We start from the raw sequence: 25542 nt of genomic DNA, 5'->3' as shown, positions 1-25542 counted from the left end.
CAGCAAGTAAATAGTCGCAGACCCGCCCGCACCCGGCAAGCGACGGCGCTGACTCCCGCGCTGCCCCTAGCGAGATTTGTGCCAAATCGTGGGTATGGCCGCCTCAGAACCACGATTTGGCGCAAACCGCGGTAGGCTCCGGGCTCAGCGCAGGTCGTGGTCCTCGAACACGAGCGAGGTCTTGGTGTCGCGCACCGATGGGATGCTCGTCAGCTCCTCCAGCACCACCCGCCGAAGGTCCTCGTTGTCGCGCGCCCGCACCAGCAGGATCACGTCGAAGTCGCCGCCCACCAACGCGAAGTGCTCCACCTCGGGGATCTGCCGCAGCCGATCGCGGAGCGCGTGCCAGTCCGCCTGCTCCACCCGCATCGTCACGTACGCGGAAGAGGCGCGGCCTGAGCGGCGCGGGTCCAGCTTCGCCGTGAACCCGGTGATGACGCCGTCGTCCAGCAGCCGGGAGAGCCGTGCGTAGGCGTTCGCGCGCGAGACGTGCGCCGCCTCGGCGACCGCCGTGATCGAGGCGCGGCCGTCCGCGCGGAGTGCCGCGACGATGCGGCCGTCGATGTCGTCCATGGTGGCAGACAGTTTGCCACCGAACCCCGCAGAATGCCATGCATTCGTCTCGGTTCTCGCGGACCCGTAGCGCCGCCGGTCCAGCGAAGTCATCCTGAGAAGCAGCGACGTCTTTCGAAGGAGAACAGATGCACGCCGACGATCTGCTGCCGGGCGACACCCCGCTCCGGCTCATCGACGAGGAGGGCTCGGGCCATCAGCACGAGCACTACCCGTTCCCGTCCGCCGACCTGCTGCGCACCGGCTACGGCCACCTGGTGCTCGGCCGACGCCTCAACGACCAGGCCGACGCCCTCGTCCGGCAGGGACGGCTCGCCGTCTACCCGTCCTCGCACGGCCAGGAGGCCTGCGAGGTGGCGGCGGCCATGGTCCTCGCCGACGGCGACTGGCTGTTCCCGACCTACCGCGACTCGGTCGCCGTCGTCACGCGCGGCGTGGATCCGTTCGACGCCTTCCTGCTGCTCCGCGGCGACTGGCACTCCGGCTACGACCCGAACCGGGTGCGCGTCGCGCCGCAGGCGACACCGCTCGCCACGCAGCTGCTGCACGCCGTCGGCTTCGCGCACGCCGCCAGGATGCGCGGCGAGGACACCGTGGTCGTCGCGATGTGCGGCGACGGCGCCACCAGCGAGGGCGACTTCCACGAGGCGCTGAACTTCGCCGCCGTCTTCCACCTGCCCGTGGTCTTCCTGGTGCAGAACAACGGCTACGCCATCTCGGTGCCGCTGCGCAGACAGACCGCGGCGCCGAGTCTCGCGCACAAGGGCATCGGCTACGGGATGCGCGGCCGCCTCGTCGACGGAAACGACCTCGCAGCCCTGCTCGCCGTGCTCGGGGAGGCGGTCGACGAGGCGCGCGAGGGCGGCGGCCCGACGCTGGTCGAGGCGATCACGTACCGGATGAAGTCGCACACGAATGCGGACGACGCCACGCGCTACCGCTCCCAGGACGAGGTGGACCCCTGGGTGGCCCGCGACCCGCTGCTGCGGCTGCGCACCTGGCTGCGCGCGAACGCCGGGCTCACCGACGGCGACGACGCCGAACTGCACGCGCACGCCGAGCGGGTCGCCGCCGGCCTCCGCGCCGCGATCACCGAGGAGGCGGCGCCGCACCCAGAGGACCTCTTCTCCTTCGTCTACGCCACCCCCACCCCGCAGCTGCGCGAGCAGGCCGCGCAGCTCGCCGCCGAACAGGAGGCCGCCCGATGACGCTCATGCACGACGCCCCCGCCGACCGCTCCGCCGACGACGCCGCGCACAGCGCCGCGCCCGCCGTCGCGACCATGACCATGGCCCAGGCGCTCAACCGCGCGCTGGCCGACGCCCTCGAGGCCGACCCCGCCGTGCTCGTCTTCGGCGAGGACGTCGGGACGCTCGGCGGCGTCTTCCGCATCACCGACGGCCTGACCGCCCGCTTCGGCGAGAACCGCTGCTTCGACACCCCGCTCGCCGAGTCCGGCATCGTCGGCACCGCGGTCGGCATGGCGATGAACGGGATGCGTCCCGTCGTCGAGATGCAGTTCGACGCGTTCGCCTACCCCGCGTTCGAGCAGATCGTCGACCACGTCGCCAAGATGGGGAACCGCACGCGCGGGGCGGTGCGGCTGCCGATGGTGATCCGCATCCCGTTCGCCGGCGGGATCGGGGGAGTGGAGCACCACTCCGACTCGTCCGAGGCGTACTACGCGCACACCCCGGGGCTGACGGTCGTCTCCCCGGCCACCCCGCAGGACGCTTACGGCTTGCTGCGCGCGGCGATCGCGCATCCCGACCCCGTGGTCTTCCTGGAGCCGAAGAAGCTGTACTGGTCGACCGGCGAGGTGGACACCGCGGCGCCGCTGCCGGAGATCGGCCGCGCCCGCGTCGCCAGGGAGGGCACCGACGCGACGCTCATCGCGTACGGCCCGACCGTCCCTGTCGCGCTCGCCGCTGCCGAGGCCGCCGCCGAGGACGGCCGCAGCCTCGCCGTCGTCGACCTGCGCAGCATCGTCCCGTTCGACGACGAGACCGTGTGCGCGGCCGTCCGCGCCACCGGCAGGGCCGTCGTCGTGGCCGAGGCGCCCGGCTTCGCGAGCGTCGCGGCCGAGATCGCCGCCCGGGTGTCGGAGCGCTGCTTCCACTATCTGGAGGCGCCGGTGCGCCGGGTGACCGGGTTCGACACCCCGTTCGCCCCGCCCAAGCTGGAGAGGTTCTACCTGCCCAACGTGGACCGCGTGCTCGATGCGGTCGACTCGCTGCAGTGGGAGGACGCGTGAGCCCCCGGGTGTTCGCGCTCCCCGACCTCGGCGAGGGGCTGACGGACGCCGGACTGGTCCGCTGGCTGGTCGCCGTCGGCGACGTGGTGACGGTGGATCAGCCGATCGCAGAGGTGGAGACCGCCAAGTCGGTCGTGGAGGTGCCGACGCCGTTCGCCGGCGTGGTGGCGGCGCTGCACGGCGAGGAGGGCGAGACGGTGCTCGTCGGCGCCCCGCTGATCGAGGTGGGCGATGACGCGCCGGCGGTAGCGCCCGAGGGTCCGCCCGCACCGATGGATGCGCCCGCGCCCGCACCGGACGGCGGCTCCGGCCAGGTGCTCGTCGGCTACGGCACCACCGATCACGCCACGGTGCGGCGTCGCTCCCGCACCACCGCCTCCTCGACCATCACGGCGCCCGCCCCCGGCCGGGTGGTGCCGGTCGTGTCGCCCGTGGTGCGCGCGCTCGCGCACCGGAACGGCGTCGACATCGCCGCGCTGCGCCCGAGCGGCGAGGGCGGCGTCGTGACCAGGCGCGACGTGGAGGCGGCGATCTTCCCCGCGGCGCCGGCGCCCACCGAGCCCGCGACAGCACCCGCCCCCACCGCGGCGACCTCCGGGCCCACGGCCGAACCAGCGGTCGCGCCCGAGCCCGCCGTCCGCCCCGAGCCCGCGCCCACGCCCGCGGCGACCCCCGCCGTCGACCCGCGCACCGGCCTCGCGCTCGCCGCGACCACCCCGTTCTCGCGGTTCCGCCGCACCGTCGCCGACGCGATGGTGCGCAGCCGCAGCGAGATCCCCGAGGCGACCGTCTGGGTGGACGCCGACGCGACGGAGCTGTGGGATGCGCGGCGCCGGCTCGCCTCCGCAGCCTCCGGTGGCCGCGCTCCCTCCCTGCTCGCCTTCATCGGCCGCTTCGCGCTCGCGTCGCTCGTCCGGCATCCCGAGCTCGGCGGCCGGGTGAGCGCGGACGGCACGGCGCTGGAGACCTTCAATGGCGTCAATCTCGGCGTCGCGGCGGACACCCCGCGCGGCCTCGTCGTCCCGGTCGTGCGCCGCGCCGACCGGATGAGCGTCCTCGACCTCGACGCCGCCATCGGCGCGCTGGCGGCCGCCGCGCGCGAGGGCACGCTGCCTCCTGCCGACCTCACCGGCTCCACCTTCACCGTCAACAACTACGGCAGCCTCGGCGTCGACGGCAGCGCCGCGATCATCAACCATCCCGAGGTCGCGATCCTCGGTGTCGGCAGGATGATCGAGCGGCCGTGGGTGGTCGACGGCGCCGTCGTCCCGCGCCGGATCGTGCAGCTCTCGCTGGTCTTCGACCACCGCGTCACCGACGGCGGGGTCGCAGCCGGGTTCCTGCGCGAGGTCGCGGACGCGGTCGAGTCGCCGTTCGCCTTCCTGGCCGCCGAGGCCCCGGGTACGGTGTGAGCATGACGGACAAGAAGAAGGACGACGACGACTACGACCTCGAGACGGAGAAGGAGGTGGCGCCCGAGGAGAACAGCCCCTGGCTGCCGCATCCCGAGCCCAGCGACGGCGAGGCCCCCGCGCCCTGACCGGCGCCCCTGACCCCGTAGGGTTGGGGGAGTGACCGCGCGTAGCTTCCCCCTCTGGCTGGCGCTCGTCCTCGCCATCGTGTGCGGGGCGGGCGTCGCCCTGCAGTCCCGCATCAACGGTGAGCTCGGCCACCGACTCGGCGACGGCTTCACGGCCGCCGCGATCTCGTTCGGCTCCGGCCTCATCATCCTGATCGTCGCGCTCGCGATCGCGCCAGCCGGGCGCCGCGGCCTCCGTCGCGTCGGCGGTGCGCTGCGCGGCGGCGAGCTGCGCTGGTGGTACGTGATGGGAGGCGCCGCCGGCTCGTTCCTGGTGCTCTCCCAGGGGATCGCCGCCGCGGCTCTGGGCGTCGCACTGTTCACCGTCTCCGTCGTCGCCGGTCAGACGGTCAGCGGCCTGGTGCTCGACCGCATCGGCCTCGGCCCCGGCGGCCGCCGGCCGCTCACCCCGGCACGGTTGGCCGGCGCGATCGTCGCGCTGATCGCGGTGGCCTGGGCGGTCTCGGCCGAGTTCGGCGGCAGCGTCCCCGTGTGGATGATGCTGCTCCCACTCATCGCGGGTCTCGGCATGGGCTGGCAGCAGGCCGTCAACGGGCAGGTGCGCGTCCTCGCGGAGAGCGCCCTGACCGCCACGTTCATCAACTTCCTCGTCGGCACCGTCGTGCTGCTCGTCCTGATGTTCGTCGACTGGGCATTCGCCGGCCTGCCGAACCCGCTCCCGACCGAGCCGTGGCTCTACATCGGCGGCGCCATCGGCTGCGTCTTCATCGGCGCCTCTGCCCTGCTGGTGCGGATCACCGGCGTCCTGCTGCTGGGCCTTGCCACCATCGCGGGCCAGCTGGTCACCGCACTGCTGCTGGATGTGTTCGCGCCGACCACGGGCGGCCCCATCCCGTTCTCGACGATCGGTGGAACCGCCCTCGCGCTCGTCGCGGTCGCCGTCGCCAGCATCCGCTGGGGCTCCCGCCGCGCCGACCGCGTCGACGCCTGAGCGGCGCTACTCCAGCACGCTGAGGAAGCGGGAGGGGTCGATCGTCTTGCGGTGACCCTCCTTGCTGTCCTCGGGGATGCCGCCCACGTACAACCAGCCGAGCAGCCGCTCGTTGCTCGCCAGGCCGTGCATCTTATGGACCGCCTTGGATCGGGTGTGGTGGCCGGTACGCCAGATCACGCCCCAGCCCGCGTCGTGCAGCAGCAGGCTCAGGATGTGCGCGACGCCCGACGCGACCGCGTCCTGCTCCCAGCCCGGCACCTTCTCGCTCTTCGTCCGCACCGAGACGACCGCGAGGAGGAGGGAGGAGCGCAGCGGCTTGGCGGCGAGCTTCTCCGCGGCCTCGCCGCTCAGCTTCGCGTCCTTCGCGAACGCGCGGCCGAGCCGCACCCGGGCGTCGCCGCGCAGTTCGATGAGCCGCCACGGGTGCAGCGCGGAGTGGTCGGCCACCCGGCCGGCCGCGGCGACCAGGGGCAGCAGCTCCTCGTGCGTCGGGGCGTCCGGGGTCACCCGCGAGTACGAGCGGCGGGCCGCGACGCGGGAGACCAGATCGCCGGCCACCCCTCGCTCCCGATCAGGCATCCGGCGTGAAATTCAGCGAGATCGAGTTCATGCAGTAGCGGTCGCCGGTCGGCGTCCCGAAGCCGTCGGGGAAGACGTGGCCGAGGTGCGAGCCGCAGCTTGCGCAGCGGACCTCGGTGCGCACCATGCCGAGGCTGGTGTCCTCGAGCAGCTCCACCGCCTCCGGGCGGACGGACTCGTAGAAGCTCGGCCAGCCGCAGCCGCTGTCGAACTTGGTGCCCGACTTGAACAGCTCCGCGCCGCAGGCGGCACAGGTATAGAGGCCGGCGCGGCCCTCGTCGAGCAGCTCACCGGTCCAGGGACGCTCGGTCGCGGCCTCGCGCAGCACCGCGTACTGCTCGGGGCTCAGCTCCCGGCGCCACTCGTCGTCCGACTTGGTGACGTCGTAGTTCTCCTGGGCAGCGTCCATCACGCGTTTCCTTTCGTCGTTTCCCCAGCCTAAACGGGTGGGGCGCGCCGTCTGTTCCCTGTTTCCTCGCGCGACGTGCCGCGCCCAAACGGGCAACACACAGGAGGCCGCCTCTAGGATGATGCGCGAGCGCAGGGCAGGTCGGCTCGAGGACGGCGAGGGAAGGCGGTGCGCGTGGCGGACGCTGCGAACCACCACCGATCCGAGCCGGAGCCGGACGGCCTGAGTGGTCGTGACGCCGCGATCCTCGCGTTCGAGCGCCAGTGGTGGCGGCACGCCGGCGCCAAGGAGCAGGCCATCCGCGAGGAGTTCGGTCTCTCGGCGGCCCGGTACTATCAGCTCCTCGGTGCGCTGATCGACCGCCCGGAGGCGCTCCAGCACGACCCCATGCTCGTCAAGCGCCTGCTCCGGCTGCGTGAGAGCCGGCTCGCCGCTCGGCAGGCCAGGATGCTCCCGCCCGCCGACTGACCCGCGAGGAAACCCCCACCAGATGGCACAGAGATACCCCAGAGACCGGTTCGACGAGATCCCCGACGACCTGCACCGCGTCGGCGCGCACCGGGCTCCGCGGCCGAAGGGGCGGGGCTGGATCGCGGTCGGCTGGGCGGCTCTCGCCACGGTGGTGCTCATCGGCGCCGGCGTCTTCGGCCTCTCGCTGGTGAGCGGCTCGATCAGCTTCCACGCGTCGCCCAACTCGAAGGGCGGCCCGAGCTCCGCCACCGCGACCGCCACCTCGACGCCGACCCCGACGGTCACGCCGACGGTCGACCCGTCGCTGTCGGTCAACATCCTGAACGGCACGGCGACCGAGGGACTCGGCGCGAAGGCTTCGGATGTGCTGACGAAGGCGGGCTGGAAGATCGGCGCGATCGCCAACGCCGACAACACCAACGTCGCGAAGACCGTCGTCTACTACGCGGACCCGGCCAAACAGGCGGCCGCGCTCGGCGTCGCGGCGTCCCTGCCCGGCGCCACCGTCCAGCAGACGCAGGACTTCGCCGACACGGGCGCCGACCTCACCGTCGTGCTCGGGAGCAACTACACCGGCTGAGCCCCGCCGCCCGCGATTGTTTCGCGTGTGTTTAACTTCCGCCGTTTTGGTAACGGATTGGCGAAAAGACTGGCGAATACCTGCATACCAAGCATTAGGATCGGGATTCAACGCGCGGCGCTGGACCGTGCGAGCGACACAGCAATGGGAGTAATGCATGGCGAACGGGACCGTGAAGTGGTTCAACGCTGAGAAGGGCTACGGATTCATCACCGTCGAAGGTGGGGGACAGGACGTTTTCGTTCATTACTCCGCAATTGACATGAACGGCTACAAGGTTCTCGAAGAGGGCCAGCAGGTGCAGTTCGAGGTCGGCTCGGGCAACAAGGGCCCGCAGGCCGAGTCTGTGCGTCCGGTGTAGTACGCAAGCGTCAGAACGACCACGAGAGCGCCGCCCGATCGGGCGGCGCTCTCTCGTGTTCCCGGTCCTCTTTTTCTGGTGACCCCGGCGCCGAGTGGTGACATGATGTCGCCACTCGGCCAGGAATTCCACCGCTTCTCACCATTCGCGGCCCGGAGCTCTGCGGAGCCGGTTCCCGTCGTCGAACCGGGCTGATGGACGGGCTGCAGGACTTCGACCTGGTCGACTCCGAGCGCTCCGGGGGCCGCCTCCTCCTCCACTATCGACGACGCCGCTGACCTCGCCCCCTCCCGGGCGTCCGCCACGCGCGGACCCGTCTTGCACTCCACCGCCGCGAGTGCCAGAATCGCTTTAGCACTCCATCTGATCGAGTGCTAATCAACGGAATCTTTCGCAGACGTCCGGGAGGGACGAGTAACACATGGCAAAGATCATTGCTTTCGACGAGGACGCGCGCCGCGGCCTCGAGCGCGGCCTGAACATCCTGGCCGACACGGTCAAGGTGACGCTGGGCCCGCGTGGCCGCAACGTCGTCCTGGAGAAGAAGTGGGGCGCCCCGACCATCACCAACGATGGCGTCTCCATCGCGAAGGAGATCGAGCTCGACGACCCGTACGAGAAGATCGGTGCGGAGCTCGTCAAGGAGGTCGCGAAGAAGACCGACGACGTCGCCGGTGACGGCACCACCACGGCCACCGTTCTGGCCCAGGCGCTCGTCAAGGAGGGCCTCCGCAACGTGGCCGCCGGCGCCGACCCCATCACGCTGAAGCGCGGCATCGAGAAGGCCGTCGCGGCCGTGACCGACGAGCTCGTCTCCAGCGCCAAGGAGGTCGAGACCAAGGCCGAGATCGCGGCGACCGCGTCCATCTCCGCCGGTGACACCACCATCGGCGAGATCATCGCCGAGGCGATCGACAAGGTCGGCAAGGAGGGCGTCGTCACCGTCGAGGAGTCGAACACCTTCGGCACCGAGCTCGAGCTGACCGAAGGCATGCGCTTCGACAAGGGCTTCCTGTCGCAGTACTTCGTCACCGACCAGGACCGCCAGGAGGCGGTGTTCGAGGACCCGTACATCCTCATCGCCAACCAGAAGATCTCCTCGATCAAGGACCTGCTCCCGATCGTCGACAAGGTCATCCAGGCCAACAAGCAGCTCCTCATCATCGCTGAGGACGTCGACGGCGAGGCCCTGGCGACCCTGATCGTCAACAAGATCCGCGGCATCTTCAAGTCCGTCGCCGTCAAGGCTCCGGGCTTCGGTGACCGCCGCAAGGCCATGCTGCAGGACATCGCGATCCTCACCGGCGGCCAGGTCATCTCCGAGGAGGTCGGCCTCAAGCTCGAGAACGTGACCCTCGACCTGCTCGGCCAGGCCCGCAAGGTCGTCATCACCAAGGACGAGACCACCATCGTCGAGGGCGCGGGCGACCCCGAGGCCATCGCCGGTCGCGTGGCCCAGATCCGTGGCGAGATCGAGAACACCGACTCGGACTACGACCGCGAGAAGCTGCAGGAGCGCCTCGCCAAGCTCGCCGGCGGCGTCGCCGTCATCAAGGCGGGCGCGGCCACCGAGGTCGAGCTCAAGGAGCGCAAGCACCGCATCGAGGACGCCGTCCGCAACGCGAAGGCCGCCGTCGAGGAGGGCATCGTCGCCGGTGGTGGCGTTGCGCTCATCCAGGCCGGCAAGACCGCGTTCGAGAAGCTCGCCCTCGAGGGCGACGAGGCGACCGGCGCGAACATCGTCAAGGTCGCCATCGAGGCTCCGCTCAAGCAGATCGCGATCAACGCGGGCCTCGAGGCCGGCGTCGTCGTGGCCAAGGTCCGCGAGCTCCCGGTGGGTCACGGCCTGAACGCCGCCTCCGGCGAGTACGTCGACATGCTGGCCGCCGGCATCAACGACCCGGTGAAGGTCACCCGCTCGGCGCTGCAGAACGCGGCGTCCATCGCGGGCCTGTTCCTCACCACCGAGGCCGTCGTCGCCGACAAGCCGGAGAAGTCCGCTCCGGTCCCGGCCGACCCGACCGGTGGCATGGACTTCTGAGTCCGTCCGCTTCACGCTGACAGAGGGCGTCTCCTTCGGGAGGCGCCCTCTTTCGCGTCACACGCACCGTCGAGGGGCACGTCGTTGTCACTTTCGAGCGCCGAAAGCGACAACAATGTGCCCCTCGGCGGTCGAAGGGGCCGCGACTACGGCGCGAGCGGCTTGGGCGCGGCGACGGAGGCGGCCAGCGGCAGGGAGACGCGGAACGTCGCTCCGCCGCCCTCGGTGTCCACGACGTCCACCGTGCCGTTGTGCGCCGCGACGATCGACGACACGATCGCGAGGCCCAGCCCGCTGCCGCCGGTCTCCCGCGCGCGCGAGGTGTCGGCGCGCCAGAACCGCTGGAAGATCTTCTCCCGGATCTGCGGCGGGATGCCCTCGCCGTGGTCGCGCACCTCGAGGATCGCGCGCTCGGTGCGGTGGTCCACCTGCACGGCGATCTCGATCGGGCTGTCCTCCGGCGTGTAGCGCTGCGCGTTCCCCATCAGGTTGGTGACCACCTGGCGGAGCTTGTTCTCCTCGGCGAGCACGATCGCGGGCTCCGCGGGCGGTGCCTCGGCCAGGCCGACGCGCTCGGTCGTCGTGATCGGCACCGGGCCCGTCGTGCCGCGACGGCCGCGGCCGCGCCGGAGCCGCGCCAGCGTTGCCCCGGCGAACGCGATCGGACCCGTCGCGTTGGAGACCTTGGCGTTGTCGGGGAGCGGCATCGGCACCGTGTCCAGCGTCGGCTCCTCGGGGTCGGCTTCGGGATCCGGTGCGATCGACTGCGGGGTGAGCACCGTGACCGTGCGGTTCGGGGAGCCCGCCATCGCGTCCATCGCGGCGTCGCGCGCGATCGTCACCAGGTCGACCGGGCGCAGGTCCAGCGGCTTCGTCTCGTCGAGGCGGGCGAGCTCCAGGAGGTCCTCGACCAGGATGCCCATCCTGATCGCCTCCTTCTCGATGCGGTCCATCGCCTGGGCGACGTCCTCCGGCGTCTGCAGCGCGCCCATCCGGTACAGCTCGGCGTAGCCGCGCACGGAGACCAGCGGCGTGCGCAGCTCGTGGGAGGCGTCGCCGACGAAGCGGCGCATCTGGTCGATGGTGCGCGCCCTGTCCTTGAACGCGCGGTCGATCCTGTTCAGCATCGTGTTCAGCGACCGGTTCAGCCGGCCGACCTCGGTGTTCGGCGTCGCTCCGCCGAGCCGCTGGCTGAAGTCGCCGTCCGCGATCTCGGCCGCGGTCTGCTCCACCTCACGCAGCGGGGCGAACGTGGTCGTCACCAGCATCCTGGTGAGACCCGCGCCCACGATGATGACGATCACGCCGAAGCCGAGGAAGATCGCGAGGAAGCTCGCCATCACCGTGTCGATCTGGCTGGTCGTCGTGGCGACGATCGCGGTGCCGAGCGCGCCCTCGGGGTTCGTCAGCGTGACCGTCTGGGCTATCGCGCGGTAGGTGGTGTGACCGTCGTTGCTCGGCAGGAAGTATCCGCCGGTCGGCAGCGCCTTGCCCTGCGCGACCGTCAGGCTGCCCGGGATCGCCGGACGGTGCGAGTATGGGATGTTCGACCAGTTCGTGCGAACCAGGTTGCCCTCGGAGTCGTACAGCGCCGCGAAGTAGTCCGACGGACTCGCGTCCGTGGCGATCTGCTCCTTGTCCGACGACGTGCCGAACAGGTAGGTGTTCAGATACGACGCGCCGGAGGCTGCCGACAGCTGCGCATCCAGCTGGGTCAGCAGGATCGGCTTCAGCATCGACATCGTGCCGATGCCGGTCACGAGCAGCCCGAGCGTCAGCATGAGCACGGTCACCCCGGTGATCTTCGTCCGGAGGGAGATCGCGTTCCAGCGGTCGAGCAGGCGTGAGTGCATCAGGCCGTCAGTCTACGTAAGGCTTGCTGTGCCACGCATGTGCGCGGCGGCTCACGCCTTCGCGGCTTTGAGCATGTACCCGAAGCCGCGCTTGGTCTGGATGAGCGGCTCGCTGGAGTGCGCATCCACCTTGCGCCGCAGGTACGAGATGTACGACTCCACGATGCCCGCGTCGCCGTTGAAGTCGTACTCCCAGACGTGGTCGAGGATCTGCGCCTTCGAGAGCACGCGGTTCGGGTTCAGCATCAGGTAGCGCAGCAGCTTGAACTCGGTGGGGGAGAGCTCGATCGGGGTGTCGCCGACGAAGACCTCGTGCGTGTCCTGGTCCATCGTCAGCTCGCCGGCGCGGATGACCGCGTCCTCGTCCGCCTGCATCGTGCGGCGCAGGATGGCCTTGATGCGGGCGACTATCTCGTCGAGGCTGAACGGCTTGGTGACGTAGTCGTCGCCGCCGACCGTGAGGCCGGTGATCTTGTCCTCGGTGTCGTCCTTGGCGGTGAGGAACAGGATCGGCGCGGTGTACCCCGCGCCGCGGAGTCGCTTGGTGACGCCGAACCCGTTCATGTCGGGGAGCATCACGTCCAGGATGATGAGGTCTGGCTCCTCTTCGAGGACCGCGGAGATCGCCTGTGCGCCGTTGCCGACCGCGCGCACGGCGAACCCGGCGAAGCGGAGGCTGGTGGTGAGGAGATCGCGGATGTTCGGCTCGTCGTCGACGATGAGAATGCGGGGTCCGGCGTTCATGGCAAACAGTATCTGCGCGTCCGCTGAATTCTACCTGTGAGCGCTCGGTGCGCCGTGCGTGTGAGGGGCTGGCGCGCGCAGTGTGAACAGTGGATGCTGAGCACGACAGCACGATCGAGGAGCCCACGCATGTCGAAACCCACCGTCGTGATCGCCGGCGCCGGCCTGGCCGGGGCCACCACCGCCGAGGAGCTGCGCGAGCGCGGCTTCGACGGACGCATCCTGCTGCTCGGCGCCGAGGAGGAGCGTCCGTACATCCGGCCGCCGCTCTCGAAGGAGTACCTGAAGGGCGACGCCCCCATCGAGGACGCGTTCGTGCATCCCGAGGAGTGGTACGCCGACAACGCCGTGGAGTTCGTCGGCGGCACCGAGGCCGGTTCGTTCGACCCCGCTGCGCACGAGCTCTTCGTCGCCGGCGGCGGCCGCATCACCTACGACAGCCTGGTGATCGCGACCGGCGCGCACGCGAACCCGCTCGGCGTCCCCGGCAGCGGTCACGGCGCCGTGTTCCAGCTGCGCACGATGGCGGACAGCCGGTGGCTGCGCAGCGCGCTGGAGGTGGGCGGCCGCCGGATCGTGGTCGTCGGCTCCGGCTGGATCGGGATGGAGGTCGCCGCGGCCGCGCGCGGCTACGGCAACGACGTGACCGTGCTCGGCCGCGCGGAGGTGCCGCTCAGCGCGGCGATCGGCCGGCGCATGGGCGAGGTGTTCGCTCGGGCGCACCGGGACAACGGCGTCGACCTCCGCGGCGGCGCGCACGTCGTCGGGGTGGAGGGCGGCGAGGAGCAGGCCGTCGTGCTGGCGTCGGGCGAGCGCATCCCCGCTGACGTCGTGATCGCGGGCGTCGGCGCGACCCCGAACATCCTGGTCGGGGAGCGCTCGGGCCTGCGGATCGCGAACGGCATCCTCACCGACAAGGCGATGCGCACCGGCGTCGAGGACGTCTACGCCGTCGGGGACGTCGCCAACCCGTTCCTCCCGGCGATCGGGATGCACCTGCGCAACGAGCACTGGGCGAACGCGATCGCGGGCGGGAAGGTCGCGGCGCACGCCATCGTGGGCGACCGCGCGAGCTACGACGACGTCCCGTACTTCTACTCCGACCAATACGATCTGGGCATGGAGTATTCGGGATACGGCCCGCTCGCCGCGGGCGCCGAGGTAGTCGTGCGCGGCGACGAGGAGGGCCGCGAGTTCATCGCGTTCTGGCTGCGCGGCGACCGGGTCGTCGCCGGGATGAACGTGAACGTCTGGGATGTGCAGGAGCACATCCAGCGGCTGATCCGCCGCGGCGACCGGATCGACCCCGCCCGCCTCACCGACGAGAGCGTGGACCTTGCCACGCTCTGAGATGTACCTGCCGCCCCTCCGCATCCCCGTCCGCACCATCGGCGCCCGCACCTTCGACTTCTCCCGCCGCGTCGCCGTGATGGCCGTTGTCAACCGCACCCCCGACTCCTTCTTCGACCAGGGCCGCACCTTCGCCTTCGACCGCGCCGTCGACGCGTGCTTCGAGGCGGTCGCGCTCGGCGCCGACTGGGTGGACATCGGCGGCGCGCCGTTCGCGCCGGGCGAGCCGATCCCCGTCGAGGACGAGGTGGAGCGGGTGGTGCCGGTGGTCGCCGCGCTGCGGGCCGGATCCGACGTGGTGATCTCGGTGGACACGTTCCACTCCGAGGTCGCCCGTCGCGCGATCGAGGCGGGGGCGACCGTCATCAACGACACCACCGGGCTCAGCGACCCCGACCTCGCCCCCGTCGTCGCAGGCAGCGAGGCGACGCTGGTGCTGACGCACAGCCTCGCCGCCCCGCGCACGGCCTACCCGCGGCCGCACTACGACGACATCGCGGCCGAGGTGGCCGCCTTCCTGCTCGACCGCGTCGACCGCGCCGTCGCGGCGGGCGTGCCGGAGGAGCGCATCATCCTCGACCCCGGCCACGACCTGAACAAGAACACGCTGCAGTCGCTGGAGCTCACGCGGCGGCTCCGCGAGATCGCCGACCTCGGCTTCCCGACGCTCGCCGCGGTCTCGAACAAGGACTTCATCGGCGAGACGCTCGACGCCCCGCGCGAGGCCCGCGGCACCGGGTCGATCGCGGCGGCCGTCGTCTCGATCGTCAACGGCGCGCGCATCATCCGGATGCACGACGTGCGCGCTTCCGTCGACGCGGCCCGGATGACGGAGGCGATCGTGGGGCTGCGCGAGCCCGCCTACCTGAAGCACAACATGGGGGATGTCAATGACTGAGCCGTCGATCGCCCGGCTGTTCCCGCTGCCCTCCGAGGAGGGCCTCGGCGACGGGCAGCTGCTCGCCCTCTACGGCGACGTGCCGCGGACCCCGTGGCTGCGCGTCAACTTCGTGAGCAGCCTCGACGGCGCCGCCACCCAGCAGGGGCTCTCCGGCGGCCTGTCCGACGCCGCAGACCGACGGGTGTTCGACCTGCTGCGCCGGCTCTGCGACGTTGTCGTCGTCGGTGCGGGAACCGTGCGGGCCGAGGGCTACGGCGCGATGCGCGTGGACGAGGCGTCGCAGCGGGCGCGCAGCGGGGCCGGCCTGACCGCGCATCCCGTGTTCGCCATCGTCTCGGCGAGCCTGGACCTCGACCCGGCGAGCCCGCTGTTCCGCGAGGCGCCGGAGCGGCCGATCGTGGTCACCACCGAGATCGCGCGTGCGGACACGAAGGAGGCACTGGCCGAGGTTGCCGACGTGGTGATCTGCGGCCGGGACCGCGTGGAGCCGGAGCGCCTGGTGCGGCTGCTCGCCGACCGCGGGCTCACGCGCATCCACTGCGAGGGCGGCCCGCACCTGTTCGGAGACCTGATCGCGGCGGGGGCCGTGGACGAGCTGTGCCTGACCCTCAGCGCGCGGCTGGAGGCGGGGTCGTCGGTGCGCATCGCCGCCGGAGCGTCGCCGATCGTGCCGCCCGAGCTCGCGCTCGCCCACGTGCTGCGGTCGGACGACACGCTGCTGCTGCGGTATGTCCGGCGCTGAACCCGGCGCCGAGCGCAGTGCCGAGCCCGAGGTCCGTCCGGCCATCGACACCGGGCTCGTGCGGCGGCTGGTGGACGCGCAGTTCCCGCGCTGGCGCGACCTGCCCATCCGTCCCGTCGAACACGACGGCTGGGACAACCGCACCTTCCGGCTGGGCGACGAGCTGAGCGTGCGGCTGCCGAGCGCCGCCGGCTACCGCGAGCAGGTCGCGAAGGAGCAGCGCTGGCTGCCGCGCCTGGCCCCGCTGCTGCCGCTGCCCATCCCGGAGCCGGTGGCCGAGGGGGCGCCGGCCGAGGGGTATCCGTGGCCGTGGTCGGTCTACCGCTGGCTGCCCGGAAGGCCGGTGGTGCTGCTCGGCGACGTGTCGCGGGATGCGGCGCTCGCGGAGGCGATCGGCGCGTTCCTCGTCGCGCTGCGGGCGGCTCCCGCGGCCGGGGGCCCTGCTCCCGGGACGCACAACTTCTTCCGCGGCGCCCCGCCCGCCGTCTACGGGGAGGAGGCGCTCGCCGCGTTCCCGGTGCTCGGCGCTGACGCCGGCCGCGCCGCCGCGCTCTGGGCCGATGCGACGTCCTCCCGCTGGCGGGGCGACCCGGTCTGGTTCCACGGCGACGTCGCGCCGGGCAACCTGCTGACGACCGACGGACGGCTCTCGGCCGTGATCGACTTCGGGACGTCCGGCGTCGGCGACCCCGCGTGCGACCTCGTCCCGGCGTGGACGATGTTCGACGGCGCGGCCCGCGACGCGTTCCGCGCGATCGTGGGCCTCGACGAGGACACCTGGGCGCGGGCGCGCGGCTGGGCGCTCTGGAAGGCGGCGATCACGATGCGCGACCGCCCCGACGACGCCGAGGCCCGCGCCACGCTGGAGCGCATCCTGCGCTGATCCCTGCGAACATTTGCGCCAAATCACGGCTTCGAGGCGCTCGGAGCCACTATTCGGCGCAAATCGTGCCGAGCTACGCGGCGGCCTCCAGCGCGTGCGCGTCCAGGATCGTGTACGAGTAGCCCTGCTCGGCGAGGAAGCGCTGCCGGTTCTGCGCGAAGTCCTGGTCCACCGTGTCGCGGGAGACCAGCGTGTAGAAGTTCGCGGACAGCCCGGACTCCTTCGGGCGCAGCAGCCGGCCGAGGCGCTGCGCCTCCTCCTGCCGCGACCCGTACGAGCCGGAGACCTGGATGGCCACCGTCGCCTCGGGCAGGTCGACCGAGAAGTTGGCGACCTTGCTCACCACCAGCACCGGCGTCACGCCGTCGCGGAACTCCTGGTACAGCCGCTCGCGCTCGTCCACGGGCGTGGCGCCCGTCAGTTGCGGCGCCCCCAGGGCCTGCGCCAGCTCGTCGATCTGGTCGAGGTACTGGCCGATCACCAGGATGCGCTCGCCCGCGTGCCGCTGCACCAGCTGGCGCACCACATCCAGCTTCGCCGGCGCCGTGGCGGCCAGCCGGTAGCGCTCGTCGTCGGGCGCGGCCGCGTAGCTCAGCCGGTCGGAGGCGGGCAGGTCGATGCGCACCTCGTAACAGGCGGCTGGGGAGATGAAGCCCTGCGACTCGATCTCCTTCCACGGCGCGTCGAAGCGCTTCGGCCCGATCAGACTGAACACGTCACCCTCGCGGCCGTCCTCGCGCACCAGCGTGGCGGTGAGGCCGAGCCGGCGGCGGGCCTGCAGCTCGGCGGTCAGCTTGAACACCGGCGCGGGAAGCAGGTGCACCTCGTCGTAGACCACGAGCCCCCAGTCCAGCGCATCCAGCAGAGCCAGGTGCGCGTACTCGCCCTTCCTCTTGGCGGTGAGGATCTGGTACGTCGCGATCGTGACCGGCTTGACCTCCTTCACCTGCCCGGAGTACTCGCCGATCTCCTCCGCGGTCAGCGTCGTGCGCTTCAGTAGCTCGTCCCGCCACTGCCGCGCTGACACCGTGTTGGTCACCAGGATGAGCGTCGTCGTCTTCGCGGTCGCCATCGCGCCGGCGCCGACGAGCGTCTTGCCCGCACCGCACGGCAGCACCACAACGCCCGAGCCGCCGTCGAAGAAGTTCGTGACGGCCTTGCGCTGGTAGTCGCGCAGCGCCCAGCCGTCCTCCTGCAACCCGATCTCGTGCGGGGTGCCCGGCGTGTAGCCGGCAAGGTCCTCGGCCGGCCAGCCGAGCTTCACCAGCTCCTGCTTCAGCTGCCCGCGCGCCCACGCCTGCACGGCGAAGGTCTCGTCGTCGCGGCGCTCCAGCAGCAGCGGGGCGATGCGCTTGGCGCTCGCGACCTCCGTGAGCACCGGCATGTCGGAGGAGCGCAGCACCAGCTCGCCCTCCTCGTCGCGCTCGATGACCAGGCGGCCGTAGCGGGCGACCGTCTCGGACACATCCACCGACACCGTCTGCGGGATGGGGAACTTGGAGTAGCGCTCCAGCGTCCCCAGCATGTCCTCGGCCGTGTGCCCGGCGGCGCGGGCGTTCCACAGCCCGAGGCGGGTGATGCGGTACGTGTGGATGTGCTCGGGCGCGCGCTCCAGCTCGGCGAAGACCGCTAGGTCGTGGCGGGCGTCCTCGGCGGCGGGATGCGCCACCTCGAGGAGCACGGTGCGGTCGCTCTGGACGATCAGGGGGCCATCGGACATGACCGCTCAGTCTACGCTGCGCAGCCCCTTGACGCTGGAGAGCGGCAGGGTGCGCTCGATGTCGGCCGCCCGATCACGGCCGCGCAGGCGCCCGCCGCCGACGCCGGTGGGCTCGAGGACGTAGTCCACCAGCCGGCCGTCGGGCATCTGCACCTCCACGATCACCGGCTGCCGTGCGCGCACCGCCGCATCCAGCTGGCGCGCCAGCCACTGCTCGGCGTCGTGCTCGCCCGCGTCGTCGCCCGCACCGCCGTCGGTCTCGCGCAGCCGGGCGACCAGCTCCGCGTCCTGGTCGCGTCCGGTCGGGGCGGAGGGCCGCGCCGTGCGCAGGCGGCGGAGCGCCACCGGCTCGCCCTCTGCGTCTTCGGCCACCACCGGGTAGCGCGCGTCGCTCAGCGCCCAGAACACCACGTCCCGCGGGAACCGGCTGGCGAGCGCGTCGTCGGCGACGCGGGTGAGGCGCAGCGAGGCGAGGGACTGGTCGACCTGGATGGTGCGCAGCAGCGTCGCGTCGGTGGAGTGCACGACGGAGCGCACACCGCCGGCTCCCTCGCCCGTCCCGTCGCCCTCGCCCTCGGCGTCGCGCACGCGCACCCGGCCGTGGCGCTCGGTGGCGTCCGCGATCAGGTAGTCGAGCGGCTGCGGGATCCCCGTCAGCGACACCTCCGTGAGGAACGACCGGATGCTCTCCGCCGTCTCGCCCGCGGTGATCGCCCGGTCGAGGGAGGCGCCGGAGAACCGGAACGTGGAGGCGAGCGCGCGGCTCTCGAGGTCCGCCATCCCGCGCAGCCGCGACTCGACCTCCGGCGCCAGCGGGCCCGGCGAGACGACGGACAGGTCGTGCTGCAGGTAGACCCGCTCGACCTCCGCCGGGAATTGGCCGGCGACGATCTCCGCGGCGGCCTCCGCGTCGTGCTCGACCAGGGCCGTTCCCGCGCCGCTGGGCGCCTGCCGGGCGGTGATGCCGAGCCACTCGGCGTCCCTGGTGTGCGCATCCACGCGCTCCTCGGCGGTCTCCACCGCCGCCGGATACAGCCAGGCGACGTGCTGGCGGAGGCTCTCGCCCCAGGCGGCACGGCTGCGGCCGGCCAGCAGCGCGCGCAGGTCGTCGGGCAGCGCCGCCTTCCACGCCGCGGCGAGGGCTCGCCAGCGGTCGGAGGTGGGGGAGTGCTGCCAGGCCCAGGCCGACTCCGTCGGCAGCCACATCCCGTCGGCGACGGCGACCAGCCCTGCCCGCGCCGCGACGGACAGCACCGTTGGCACCGTCGCCGGGTCGATCGCGAGCGTCGCGGCAAGCCGCTTGGTCGCGGGCAGCGCGAGGCCGCCCTTCTGCAGCTCGCGCGCACCCTCGCGGCTCAGCTCCGCCAGCAGCTCCGACACCGCGGCAACGGCCTCGAACGCGCGCTCGGCGGCGAGGCGGTCGGTGAACCGTCGCTCGGTGTCCGGCACGGGCGCGAGCGCGGGTGGTGCCGGCGTGGCGAGCAGTTCGGCCGGGGACGGCAGACCGGACTCGTCCCACGCCTCGAGCCGCGCGGTCACGGCGTCGTAGACCGTGTACCCGCCCTCGGCGGGATGCGCGAGCAGCGCGGCGGCGACGGCCTGGAGCGCGGCGTCGGCGTCCGCCTCGCTCGCCTCCGCCGTCGCGGGCTCCGCGGCGAGCTCGCGGGCCAGCTGCGCCGCATCCCGCGGTCCGCCCGGGCGACTGAGCACGATCAGCGACGCCAGGCGCACCCGGTCGAGCGCGGCGAGGGCGCGCTGCAGCGAGTCGGGGTCGAGCAGCGCCTCGGCGAGGTCGAAGAAGTCGGAGACGCCCTGCCTGCGATAGCCGCGACCGTGCAGGGCGGCGATCAGCTCAGCGTCCGGCAGCGCCCGCAGCCGTGCGGCCAGTGCGAGCGTCGTCGTCATCGGTGCGGATCCGCCGCCGTCCTCAGCGTCGTCCCTTGGCCCCGGCGGCCGCCTGGGCCTGCTTCGCCGCCCGGCTGCGCTGGCGGCCGGTCACGACGATCAGCGTGACGAGCAGGATGAACGCGATCGGCAGCGCGATCAGTGGGAACAGGAACACCACGGGCCAGATGCCCTGGCCGGAACCCTGCTGCGGCATCCCGCCCACCGCGGAGCCGATCAGGATGGCCGCGATGCACACCAGCGACACCACGACGAGCGCGGCGACGATGTAGGAGAGGACACGCTGGAACCGCGAAGCCGGCGGCGGGGTCTGCTGGGTCACGAAATCAAGGATAATTGAGGTTGGTCATTCGATCCCCCATGTGAAGTGAGGTTCCCATGCCAACCGGCAAGGTCAAGTTCTACGACGACGAGAAAGGCTTCGGCTTCATCAGCTCCGATGACGGCCAGGAGGTCTTCTTGCACGCGTCGGCGCTGCCCGCGGGCGCGGTGGTGAAGGCTGGGACCCGTCTCGAGTTCGGCATCGCCGACGGCAAGCGCGGTGCGCAGGCGCTGTCGGTGCGCGTGCTCGAGGCGCCTCCGAGCCTGGTGAAGATGAAGCGCAAGTCGGCCGACGACATGGCGATCATCGTGGAGGATCTGGTCAAGCTCCTCGACGGCATCGGCGCCAACCTGCGCCGCGGCAAGTACCCGGACAAGGCGCACGGTGCGAAGATCGCCGCCGTGCTGCGACGCGTTGCGGACGACCTGGATGCCTGACGACGACATCCAGGACCTCATCGGCGCCGTCTCGCTCGCCCGCGAGGCGCTCGCGGAGATCACGCCGGTCTCCACCATCGGCGAGCCGGTCGGCCACGTGGTCGAGGGCGACGGGGTCGTGTCCCTGCTGTTCGAGTCCCGCCTGGCCGGCTACCCCGGCTGGCGGTGGACCGTGACGGTCGGCCGCGCGGACGACGACGCGGCCCCCACCGTGCTCGAGGCCGAGCTGATGCCCGGTGACGACGCGCTGCTCGCGCCCGACTGGGTGCCGTGGTCGGAGCGCCTGGCCGAGTACCAGGCTGCCCAGGAGGCGCTCGCCGCCGAGGCCGCAGCCCGGGCGGAGGCAGAGGGCGCAGGCGACGAGCCGGATGAGTCCGACGACGACTCCGATGAGGACGCGGACTACGACGGGGATGCCTCGGACGACGACGACGAGGACGACGACGACGACCTCGACGTCGATGACGACGAGGACGACCACGACATCCACGACCTGCACGGCGACGACGACGTCGACGGCGTCGACATCGACAGTGTGGACGTCGCCTATGACGAGGACACTGACGTCGACGGCGAGCTCGACCTCGCGGCCGAGGAGGCGGCGGCGCTGGCCGACGCGGACGACGCCGAGGCGGACGCCGATGACGCCTCAGTGCCTGCGGAGGCGCTTGAGGCTGAGGTAGCCGAGCCCGAGGACGCCGAGCACGATGCCGACGACGACCGTCCAGAGCCACCAGCTGCCGCCGGCGGCGTCGATGGGGCCGAGGAAGACGAGCGTCGGGATCAGGGCGAGCACCCAGAGGACTAGGCCGACGAGCACGGCCCGCCGGTCGTCCGTCTTCACGGGGACCGGGTCGGGCCGGCGCTCGTCGTCGCGCAGCCAGAGCCGCATGATGGTCAGCCCAGCCGCTCGACCACGTACTCGACGCAGCCGATCAGCGCGCGGACGTCCGCCGGCTCGATGGCCGTGAACGTCGCGATGCGCAGCTGGTTGCGGCCGAGCTTGCGGTAGGGCTCGGTGTCGACGATGCCGTTGGCGCGCAGCGTCTTGGCGATCGCGGACGCGTCGATGCTGTCGTCGAAGTCGATCGTGACGACGACCTGCGAGCGGTGGTCCGGGTCGGCGACGAACGGCGTCGCGTAGTCGACGCCTTCTGCCCACGCGTACAGCGCGTCCGAGGACTCGCGGGTGCGGGCGTCGGCCCAGGCGAGACCGCCGTTGCCGTTCATCCACTCGATCTGGTTCTCGAGCAGCACCAGCGTCGCCACCGCGGGGGTGTTCAGCGTCTGGTTGAGGCGCGAGTTGTCGATCGCGTTCTTGATGCTGAGGAATTCGGGGATGTAGCGGTCGCTCGCCGCGATCCGCTCCACGCGCTCGATGGCGGCGGGGGAGAAGAGGGCGAGCCACAGGCCGCCGTCGGAGGCGAAGTTCTTCTGCGGAGCGAAGTAGTAGACGTCGGTCTCGCTGACATCGAACGCGGCGCCGCCTGCGGCGCTGGTGGCGTCGATCACTGTGAGCGCTCCGTCGTCGCCGTGGACGCGGCGGACCGGGGCCATGACGCCGGTGGACGTCTCGTTGTGCGGCCAGGCGTACACATCCACACCGGCGACGACCTCGGCCTCGGCGCGGGAGCCGGCCGGTGCTTCGATCACGTGCGGGGCCTGAAGCCACGGAGTCTTCGCCGCCTTGGCGAACTTGCCGCCGAACTCGCCGAAGACGAGGTTCTGGCTGCGGTTCTCGATGAGGGAGAACGCCGCGGCGTCCCAGAAGGCGGTCGAGCCGCCGTTGCCGATGACCACCTCGTAGCCCTCCGGCAGCTGGAACAGCTCGCCGAGGCCCTCGCGGACGCGGCCGACCAGGTTCTTCACCGGCGCCTGCCGGTGGGAGGTGCCGAGCAGCTCGGCGCCGGGGCCGGAGAGGTAGGCCACCTGCTCGGCGCGGACCTTGGACGGTCCGCAACCGAAACGTCCGTCGGCGGGCAGGAGGTCAGTGGGAATGGTCACATCCGGCATAACTGAAGTGTATTGGCTGTTGCATTCCCTGGCCGACCGGGGAGCCATCACCTCTCTGTCATCGGCAACAAGTAGGCTTCCGGAAGTAATAGCTGTGGGCGAATTCCGCGTGCCCTTAAGTGGAGGGGTCCATGACCGATCTGATCGACACGACCGAGATGTACCTTCGCACCATCCTGGAGCTGGAGGAGGACAACATCGTCCCCCTGCGTGCGCGCATCTCCGAGCGGCTCGGCCACTCCGGCCCGACCGTCTCCCAGACCGTCGGCCGCATGGAGCGCGACGGTCTCGTCGTCGTGTCCGGCGACCGCCACCTCGAGCTGACCGAGGACGGCCGCCGCAAGGCCGTGCACGTGATGCGCAAGCACCGCCTCGCCGAGCGCCTGCTCAGCGATGTGATCGAGCTGGAGTGGGAGTACGTCCACGAGGAGGCGTGCCGCTGGGAGCACGTGATGAGCGAGCAGGTGGAGCGCAAGCTCCTCACCATGCTCGGCCACCCCACCGAGTCGCCGTACGGCAACCCGATCCCCGGCCTCGTCGAGCTCGGCGCCGACGACACCGCATCCACCGAGAACCTCGTGAACCTGGTCGACGTCGTGCGCGGCGGTGACTCTGAGGTCATTGCCAGGATCCGGCGCCTCGGCGAGCCCGCCCAGGTGGATCCCGAGCTGCTGCTGCAGCTGAAGCAGGCGGGCGTTTTTCCCGGCTCGACCGGCTCTTTCACCGCGGCCGGGTCGTACGTCGCCGTGCAGATCCAGGGCTTCGAGTCGGGCCTCGAACTCCCGAACGAACTCGCAGCGCACATCTTCGTCGAGGCCTGATCGCCGTTACCGATTCGTTAAAAAGTGCGCAGAACGTGTGACAAATACGCTGTGCTCCCGTAGTCTCTTACGAGTCCGAACGGGCCAGAAGCCGGCCCACCAGGACCCCGATCGGGACGCTCCAACCCCCCTGAGACCCGTCTTCCGATCGGTGAAGCCGAAGCCAATCGCATCGGACGGGGGCAGCTCACCCTAGTGCTGCCGGAGCGCAGGAGGATGCACTTTGGCACACTCTGGTACGCCCGATCCCGCCGAGGACCGGACCCCTCAGGACCCGAGCTCCACTCTTTCGTCTCCCGCTTCCGATGTCGCGTCGCGCCGTTCGCTGCGCATCGGTCGCGCCTCCGCGCGGGTCGCGCGCCCGGCAGCGAAGCCGTCGACCGCCGTCGCCACCACCGCGTCCGGCTCCTCGTCGTCGAAGGCCGGTGCCGGTAAGAACGCCCGCAAGAAGGGCGGCTGGGTGCTGAACACCGTGGTCATCACCGTCGCCACCGGCATCGTGGCCACCATGTCCCTGCCGGCGTTCGCGATGAACCCGAGCGCCGAGTCCGGCGCGTTCGGCCCGAGCGCGGCGGACACCATGAAGAAGGCGCAGGCGCAGACCGTCGAGGTCGGCGCCGTCGCCTCCAGCTCCGTCACCCGGGACGCTGCGACCGCCACCAGCGAGCAGCAGCTCGAGGCGGAGAAGGCCGCGGCCGCCGCAGCGAAGGCGGCCGAGGAGGCGCGCCAGCAGGCCGCCGTGAGCCTCGCCAACTACGCGAGCAGCTACTCCGGCCCGTCGGTCTCCGACTTCCTGGCCAACCCGCCGTACCCCAGCTTCAGCCTGGCGCAGGTGTTCTCGGTCGCGCAGCAGTACATCGGCACCCCGTACGTGTACGGAGGCTCCACTCCGGCCGGCTTCGACTGCTCCGGCTACGTGATGTACGTCTACGCCCAGTTCGGCATCTCCCTCCCGCACTCCGTGTCGGGTCAGGCGGCCATGGGCAAGCGCATCTCGATCGCGGACGCGCAGCCGGGCGACATCGTGATCATGGACGGCCACGACGGCTTCTACGCCGGCAACGGCAACATCATGGACGCGCCGGACACCGGCCGCTCGATCTCGATCCGCCCGATCTGGACGAGCGACTACTACATCGTCCGCCTCGGCATCTGAGCGGAGTTTTCCGACCGTCGAACGCGCGGTGAACTCTGCGCATCCACGTTCAGGAGCGGCGTGCCACGAATAGGTGGCGCGCCGTTTCTGCGTTACTCTGATGCCCTGGCGCTGTGCTAGGAACCGCAGATCGGAGCCACCGATGCTTCACGCGACCCCCATCCGGTCACTCCCCGTGACCGTGAGGGTCGAGCGCGGCCTCCACGCGGGCACCGGCCCCGCGTCGAGGGGCCACGACTTCCTCGCCTGCCGCCACCACGTCGAGGCCTGCCACCGCCACCATGTGGTGTGCCACCACCATGCCGCTTCCTTCCAGGGCGCTGTCCGCACGGACAGTGCCCTTTTTGTTTGCCCATCGCTTGTTCGCCCATCGCTCCCGAAAGGTCGCAGATGAAGACTCTGGTGCTCAACGCCGGCTACGAGCCGCTCGCGGTCGTCTCGTTCAAACGGGCGATCGTGCTCGTCATGAATCAGAAGGCGACCGTGCTCGAGAGCGACCGCGACCACCCGGTGTGGAGCATCTCCGGCAGCTACGACCGCCCCTCGGTGATCCTGCTGACCCGCTACGTTCGCATCCCGCACGGCCGGGCCGTCCCGGTCAGCCGCAGGGGGGTCCTCCGCCGCGACCTGCACCGCTGCGCCTACTGCGGCAAGTCGGCCACGACGATCGACCACGTCCTGCCCCGCTCTCGCGGCGGCCGCGACAGCTGGGAGAACCTCGTCGCTTGCTGCCTGCGCTGCAACAACATGAAGGGTGACCGCACCCCGGCCGAGATGGGCTGGTCGCTGGCCTTCACCCCACGGGCGCCGCACGATACCTCGTGGGTCGTGCGTGGGACCGAGGGTGCGCTGGCGGAGTGGCGGGGGTACCTGGCGGCGTGAGGCTGCCTGCC

27 protein-coding genes and 1 pseudogene are annotated in these 25542 nt (G+C 71.3%); 18 read left to right on the top strand and 10 right to left on the bottom strand.

The annotated features are described in order from the left end of the window. Positions 1–144 precede the first annotated feature (144 nt). The gene (locus AAME72_RS01540; RefSeq protein ID WP_348788499.1) at positions 145–573 is read right to left on the bottom strand and encodes an Lrp/AsnC family transcriptional regulator; all 429 of its coding nucleotides are present in this window, start codon (positions 571–573) and stop codon (positions 145–147) included. 128 nt (positions 574–701) lie between these two features. On the opposite strand from AAME72_RS01540, the gene pdhA reads away from it, so the two are divergent. Genes pdhA through AAME72_RS01515 form a run of 5 tightly spaced genes read left to right on the top strand, consistent with a single transcriptional unit; the run spans position 702 to position 5358 of the window. After that, positions 702–1781, top strand: a complete 1080-nt coding sequence (gene pdhA / locus AAME72_RS01535) for a pyruvate dehydrogenase (acetyl-transferring) E1 component subunit alpha (RefSeq protein ID WP_348788498.1) — start codon at positions 702–704, stop codon at positions 1779–1781. After that, positions 1778–2827: an alpha-ketoacid dehydrogenase subunit beta gene (locus AAME72_RS01530; RefSeq protein WP_348788497.1), complete on the top strand. Its 1050-nt coding sequence runs from the start codon at positions 1778–1780 to the stop codon at positions 2825–2827. The genes pdhA and AAME72_RS01530 overlap by 4 nt, the downstream gene beginning before the upstream one ends. Next, on the top strand, positions 2824–4239 hold the full coding sequence (locus AAME72_RS01525; protein WP_348788496.1) for a dihydrolipoamide acetyltransferase family protein: 1416 nt from the start codon (positions 2824–2826) through the stop codon (positions 4237–4239). The genes AAME72_RS01530 and AAME72_RS01525 overlap by 4 nt, the downstream gene beginning before the upstream one ends. A gap of 2 nt (positions 4240–4241) precedes the next feature. Next, entirely contained in the window at positions 4242–4367 is a 126-nt protein-coding gene (locus AAME72_RS01520; RefSeq protein ID WP_348788495.1) for a hypothetical protein, read from the top strand. Positions 4368–4398: 31 nt separating this feature from the next. Continuing rightward, positions 4399–5358 carry a DMT family transporter gene (locus AAME72_RS01515; RefSeq protein ID WP_348788494.1) on the top strand — a complete coding sequence of 320 codons (960 nt, stop codon included), beginning with the start codon at positions 4399–4401 and terminating at the stop codon, positions 5356–5358. Between the two features lie 6 nt (positions 5359–5364). Here AAME72_RS01515 and AAME72_RS01510 read toward each other — a convergent pair whose 3' ends face one another. Further along, positions 5365–5919, bottom strand: coding sequence for a nitroreductase family protein (locus tag AAME72_RS01510; protein ID WP_348788493.1), 555 nt, complete (start codon positions 5917–5919; stop codon positions 5365–5367). Positions 5920–5932: 13 nt separating this feature from the next. After that, positions 5933–6349, bottom strand: coding sequence for a peptide-methionine (R)-S-oxide reductase MsrB (gene msrB, locus AAME72_RS01505; protein ID WP_348788492.1), 417 nt, complete (start codon positions 6347–6349; stop codon positions 5933–5935). A 168-nt stretch (positions 6350–6517) separates the two neighbouring features. On the opposite strand from msrB, the gene AAME72_RS01500 reads away from it, so the two are divergent. The 4 genes from AAME72_RS01500 to groL all read left to right on the top strand — a co-directional run bounded on the left by AAME72_RS01500 (position 6518) and on the right by groL (position 9802). Next, on the top strand, positions 6518–6817 hold the full coding sequence (locus tag AAME72_RS01500) for a DUF3263 domain-containing protein (RefSeq protein ID WP_348788491.1): 300 nt from the start codon (positions 6518–6520) through the stop codon (positions 6815–6817). A gap of 22 nt (positions 6818–6839) precedes the next feature. Beyond that, positions 6840–7400: a LytR C-terminal domain-containing protein gene (locus AAME72_RS01495; RefSeq protein ID WP_348788490.1), complete on the top strand. Its 561-nt coding sequence runs from the start codon at positions 6840–6842 to the stop codon at positions 7398–7400. Between the two features lie 157 nt (positions 7401–7557). Continuing rightward, complete coding sequence (locus AAME72_RS01490) at positions 7558–7761, top strand: cold-shock protein (RefSeq protein WP_314149525.1); 204 nt, start codon at positions 7558–7560, stop codon at positions 7759–7761. 421 nt (positions 7762–8182) lie between these two features. Continuing rightward, the gene (groL, locus tag AAME72_RS01485) at positions 8183–9802 is read left to right on the top strand and encodes a chaperonin GroEL (protein ID WP_348788489.1); all 1620 of its coding nucleotides are present in this window, start codon (positions 8183–8185) and stop codon (positions 9800–9802) included. A gap of 146 nt (positions 9803–9948) precedes the next feature. On the opposite strand, the gene AAME72_RS01480 is transcribed toward groL, so the two are convergent. Continuing rightward, positions 9949–11655 carry a HAMP domain-containing sensor histidine kinase gene (locus AAME72_RS01480; protein WP_348788488.1) on the bottom strand — a complete coding sequence of 569 codons (1707 nt, stop codon included), beginning with the start codon at positions 11653–11655 and terminating at the stop codon, positions 9949–9951. Positions 11656–11706: 51 nt separating this feature from the next. Then, positions 11707–12399 (bottom strand): response regulator transcription factor, encoded by a 693-nt coding sequence (locus tag AAME72_RS01475; protein WP_018191755.1) that lies wholly within the window; start codon positions 12397–12399, stop codon positions 11707–11709. Positions 12400–12528: 129 nt separating this feature from the next. Here AAME72_RS01475 and AAME72_RS01470 point away from each other — a divergent pair, with 129 nt between their 5' ends. Genes AAME72_RS01470 through AAME72_RS01455 form a run of 4 tightly spaced genes read left to right on the top strand, consistent with a single transcriptional unit; the run spans position 12529 to position 16275 of the window. Then, complete coding sequence (locus tag AAME72_RS01470) at positions 12529–13749, top strand: FAD-dependent oxidoreductase (RefSeq protein ID WP_348788487.1); 1221 nt, start codon at positions 12529–12531, stop codon at positions 13747–13749. Between the two features lies 1 nt (position 13750). After that, positions 13751–14647 (top strand): dihydropteroate synthase, encoded by an 897-nt coding sequence (gene folP, locus AAME72_RS01465; RefSeq protein ID WP_348790191.1) that lies wholly within the window; start codon positions 13751–13753, stop codon positions 14645–14647. Then, entirely contained in the window at positions 14640–15392 is a 753-nt protein-coding gene (locus AAME72_RS01460; RefSeq protein ID WP_348788486.1) for a pyrimidine reductase family protein, read from the top strand. The genes folP and AAME72_RS01460 overlap by 8 nt, the downstream gene beginning before the upstream one ends. Continuing rightward, positions 15379–16275 carry an aminoglycoside phosphotransferase family protein gene (locus AAME72_RS01455; protein ID WP_348788485.1) on the top strand — a complete coding sequence of 299 codons (897 nt, stop codon included), beginning with the start codon at positions 15379–15381 and terminating at the stop codon, positions 16273–16275. Before AAME72_RS01460 ends, AAME72_RS01455 begins: the two co-directional genes overlap by 14 nt. 73 nt (positions 16276–16348) lie before the next feature. On the opposite strand, the gene AAME72_RS01450 is transcribed toward AAME72_RS01455, so the two are convergent. From AAME72_RS01450 to AAME72_RS01440, 3 genes are read right to left on the bottom strand one after another with little or no spacing between them, the layout of a single operon-like run. Then, positions 16349–17995: a DNA repair helicase XPB gene (locus AAME72_RS01450; protein WP_348788484.1), complete on the bottom strand. Its 1647-nt coding sequence runs from the start codon at positions 17993–17995 to the stop codon at positions 16349–16351. 6 nt (positions 17996–18001) lie between these two features. Beyond that, the gene (locus AAME72_RS01445) at positions 18002–19900 is read right to left on the bottom strand and encodes a helicase-associated domain-containing protein (RefSeq protein WP_348788483.1); all 1899 of its coding nucleotides are present in this window, start codon (positions 19898–19900) and stop codon (positions 18002–18004) included. Between the two features lie 22 nt (positions 19901–19922). Beyond that, complete coding sequence (locus AAME72_RS01440) at positions 19923–20222, bottom strand: hypothetical protein (RefSeq protein WP_348788482.1); 300 nt, start codon at positions 20220–20222, stop codon at positions 19923–19925. Positions 20223–20278: 56 nt separating this feature from the next. Between AAME72_RS01440 and AAME72_RS01435 the strand changes: the two genes are divergently transcribed. Both AAME72_RS01435 and AAME72_RS01430 read left to right on the top strand, forming a co-directional pair. Beyond that, the gene (locus AAME72_RS01435) at positions 20279–20659 is read left to right on the top strand and encodes a cold shock domain-containing protein (RefSeq protein WP_314147503.1); all 381 of its coding nucleotides are present in this window, start codon (positions 20279–20281) and stop codon (positions 20657–20659) included. Then, the gene (locus AAME72_RS01430) at positions 20652–21467 is read left to right on the top strand and encodes a DUF3027 domain-containing protein (protein WP_348788481.1); all 816 of its coding nucleotides are present in this window, start codon (positions 20652–20654) and stop codon (positions 21465–21467) included. The genes AAME72_RS01435 and AAME72_RS01430 overlap by 8 nt, the downstream gene beginning before the upstream one ends. Here the strand turns inward: AAME72_RS01430 and AAME72_RS01425 are convergent. Both AAME72_RS01425 and serC read right to left on the bottom strand, forming a co-directional pair. Continuing rightward, positions 21387–21551 (bottom strand): annotated as a pseudogene (locus AAME72_RS01425) (DUF2530 domain-containing protein); the annotation flags it as partial. The gene AAME72_RS01430 and the pseudogene AAME72_RS01425 overlap by 81 nt on opposite strands. Before the next feature lie 5 nt (positions 21552–21556). Further along, a complete protein-coding gene (gene serC, locus AAME72_RS01420; RefSeq protein WP_348788480.1) occupies positions 21557–22672 on the bottom strand; it encodes a phosphoserine transaminase in 1116 nt (371 codons plus the stop codon). 131 nt (positions 22673–22803) lie between these two features. On the opposite strand from serC, the gene AAME72_RS01415 reads away from it, so the two are divergent. The 3 genes from AAME72_RS01415 (at position 22804) to AAME72_RS01405 (ending at position 25531) form a co-directional block, all read left to right on the top strand. After that, entirely contained in the window at positions 22804–23493 is a 690-nt protein-coding gene (locus AAME72_RS01415) for a metal-dependent transcriptional regulator (RefSeq protein WP_348788479.1), read from the top strand. A gap of 223 nt (positions 23494–23716) precedes the next feature. Next, positions 23717–24649 carry a C40 family peptidase gene (locus AAME72_RS01410; RefSeq protein WP_348788478.1) on the top strand — a complete coding sequence of 311 codons (933 nt, stop codon included), beginning with the start codon at positions 23717–23719 and terminating at the stop codon, positions 24647–24649. A gap of 390 nt (positions 24650–25039) precedes the next feature. Continuing rightward, positions 25040–25531, top strand: coding sequence for an HNH endonuclease (locus AAME72_RS01405; RefSeq protein WP_348788477.1), 492 nt, complete (start codon positions 25040–25042; stop codon positions 25529–25531). The last annotated feature ends 11 nt before the right edge of the window (positions 25532–25542 follow it).

Origin of the sequence: Leifsonia sp. NPDC080035 (assembly GCF_040050925.1) — a bacterium.
In the GTDB taxonomy this organism is placed as follows: domain Bacteria; phylum Actinomycetota; class Actinomycetes; order Actinomycetales; family Microbacteriaceae; genus Leifsonia.
The sequence above is the reverse complement of the archived record's forward strand: the minus strand, read 5'-3'. Positions and strand labels throughout refer to the sequence as shown.

What these genes read in the sequence shown, in the direction of transcription:
- AAME72_RS01540 (WP_348788499.1), bottom strand. Translation starts at nt 573, where the DNA reads ATGGACGACATCGACGGCCGCATCGTCGCGGCACTCCGCGCGGACGGC.
- pdhA (WP_348788498.1), top strand. Translation starts at nt 702, where the DNA reads ATGCACGCCGACGATCTGCTGCCGGGCGACACCCCGCTCCGGCTCATC.
- AAME72_RS01530 (WP_348788497.1), top strand. Translation starts at nt 1,778, where the DNA reads ATGACGCTCATGCACGACGCCCCCGCCGACCGCTCCGCCGACGACGCC.
- AAME72_RS01520 (WP_348788495.1), top strand. Translation starts at nt 4,242, where the DNA reads ATGACGGACAAGAAGAAGGACGACGACGACTACGACCTCGAGACGGAG.
- msrB (WP_348788492.1), bottom strand. Translation starts at nt 6,349, where the DNA reads ATGGACGCTGCCCAGGAGAACTACGACGTCACCAAGTCGGACGACGAG.
- AAME72_RS01495 (WP_348788490.1), top strand. Translation starts at nt 6,840, where the DNA reads ATGGCACAGAGATACCCCAGAGACCGGTTCGACGAGATCCCCGACGAC.
- AAME72_RS01490 (WP_314149525.1), top strand. Translation starts at nt 7,558, where the DNA reads ATGGCGAACGGGACCGTGAAGTGGTTCAACGCTGAGAAGGGCTACGGA.
- groL (WP_348788489.1), top strand. Translation starts at nt 8,183, where the DNA reads ATGGCAAAGATCATTGCTTTCGACGAGGACGCGCGCCGCGGCCTCGAG.
- AAME72_RS01480 (WP_348788488.1), bottom strand. Translation starts at nt 11,655, where the DNA reads ATGCACTCACGCCTGCTCGACCGCTGGAACGCGATCTCCCTCCGGACG.
- AAME72_RS01475 (WP_018191755.1), bottom strand. Translation starts at nt 12,399, where the DNA reads ATGAACGCCGGACCCCGCATTCTCATCGTCGACGACGAGCCGAACATC.
- AAME72_RS01470 (WP_348788487.1), top strand. Translation starts at nt 12,529, where the DNA reads ATGTCGAAACCCACCGTCGTGATCGCCGGCGCCGGCCTGGCCGGGGCC.
- folP (WP_348790191.1), top strand. Translation starts at nt 13,751, where the DNA reads ATGTACCTGCCGCCCCTCCGCATCCCCGTCCGCACCATCGGCGCCCGC.
- AAME72_RS01460 (WP_348788486.1), top strand. Translation starts at nt 14,640, where the DNA reads ATGACTGAGCCGTCGATCGCCCGGCTGTTCCCGCTGCCCTCCGAGGAG.
- AAME72_RS01455 (WP_348788485.1), top strand. Translation starts at nt 15,379, where the DNA reads ATGTCCGGCGCTGAACCCGGCGCCGAGCGCAGTGCCGAGCCCGAGGTC.
- AAME72_RS01450 (WP_348788484.1), bottom strand. Translation starts at nt 17,995, where the DNA reads ATGTCCGATGGCCCCCTGATCGTCCAGAGCGACCGCACCGTGCTCCTC.
- AAME72_RS01445 (WP_348788483.1), bottom strand. Translation starts at nt 19,900, where the DNA reads ATGACGACGACGCTCGCACTGGCCGCACGGCTGCGGGCGCTGCCGGAC.
- AAME72_RS01435 (WP_314147503.1), top strand. Translation starts at nt 20,279, where the DNA reads ATGCCAACCGGCAAGGTCAAGTTCTACGACGACGAGAAAGGCTTCGGC.
- AAME72_RS01430 (WP_348788481.1), top strand. Translation starts at nt 20,652, where the DNA reads ATGCCTGACGACGACATCCAGGACCTCATCGGCGCCGTCTCGCTCGCC.
- serC (WP_348788480.1), bottom strand. Translation starts at nt 22,672, where the DNA reads ATGCCGGATGTGACCATTCCCACTGACCTCCTGCCCGCCGACGGACGT.
- AAME72_RS01415 (WP_348788479.1), top strand. Translation starts at nt 22,804, where the DNA reads ATGACCGATCTGATCGACACGACCGAGATGTACCTTCGCACCATCCTG.
- AAME72_RS01405 (WP_348788477.1), top strand. Translation starts at nt 25,040, where the DNA reads ATGAAGACTCTGGTGCTCAACGCCGGCTACGAGCCGCTCGCGGTCGTC.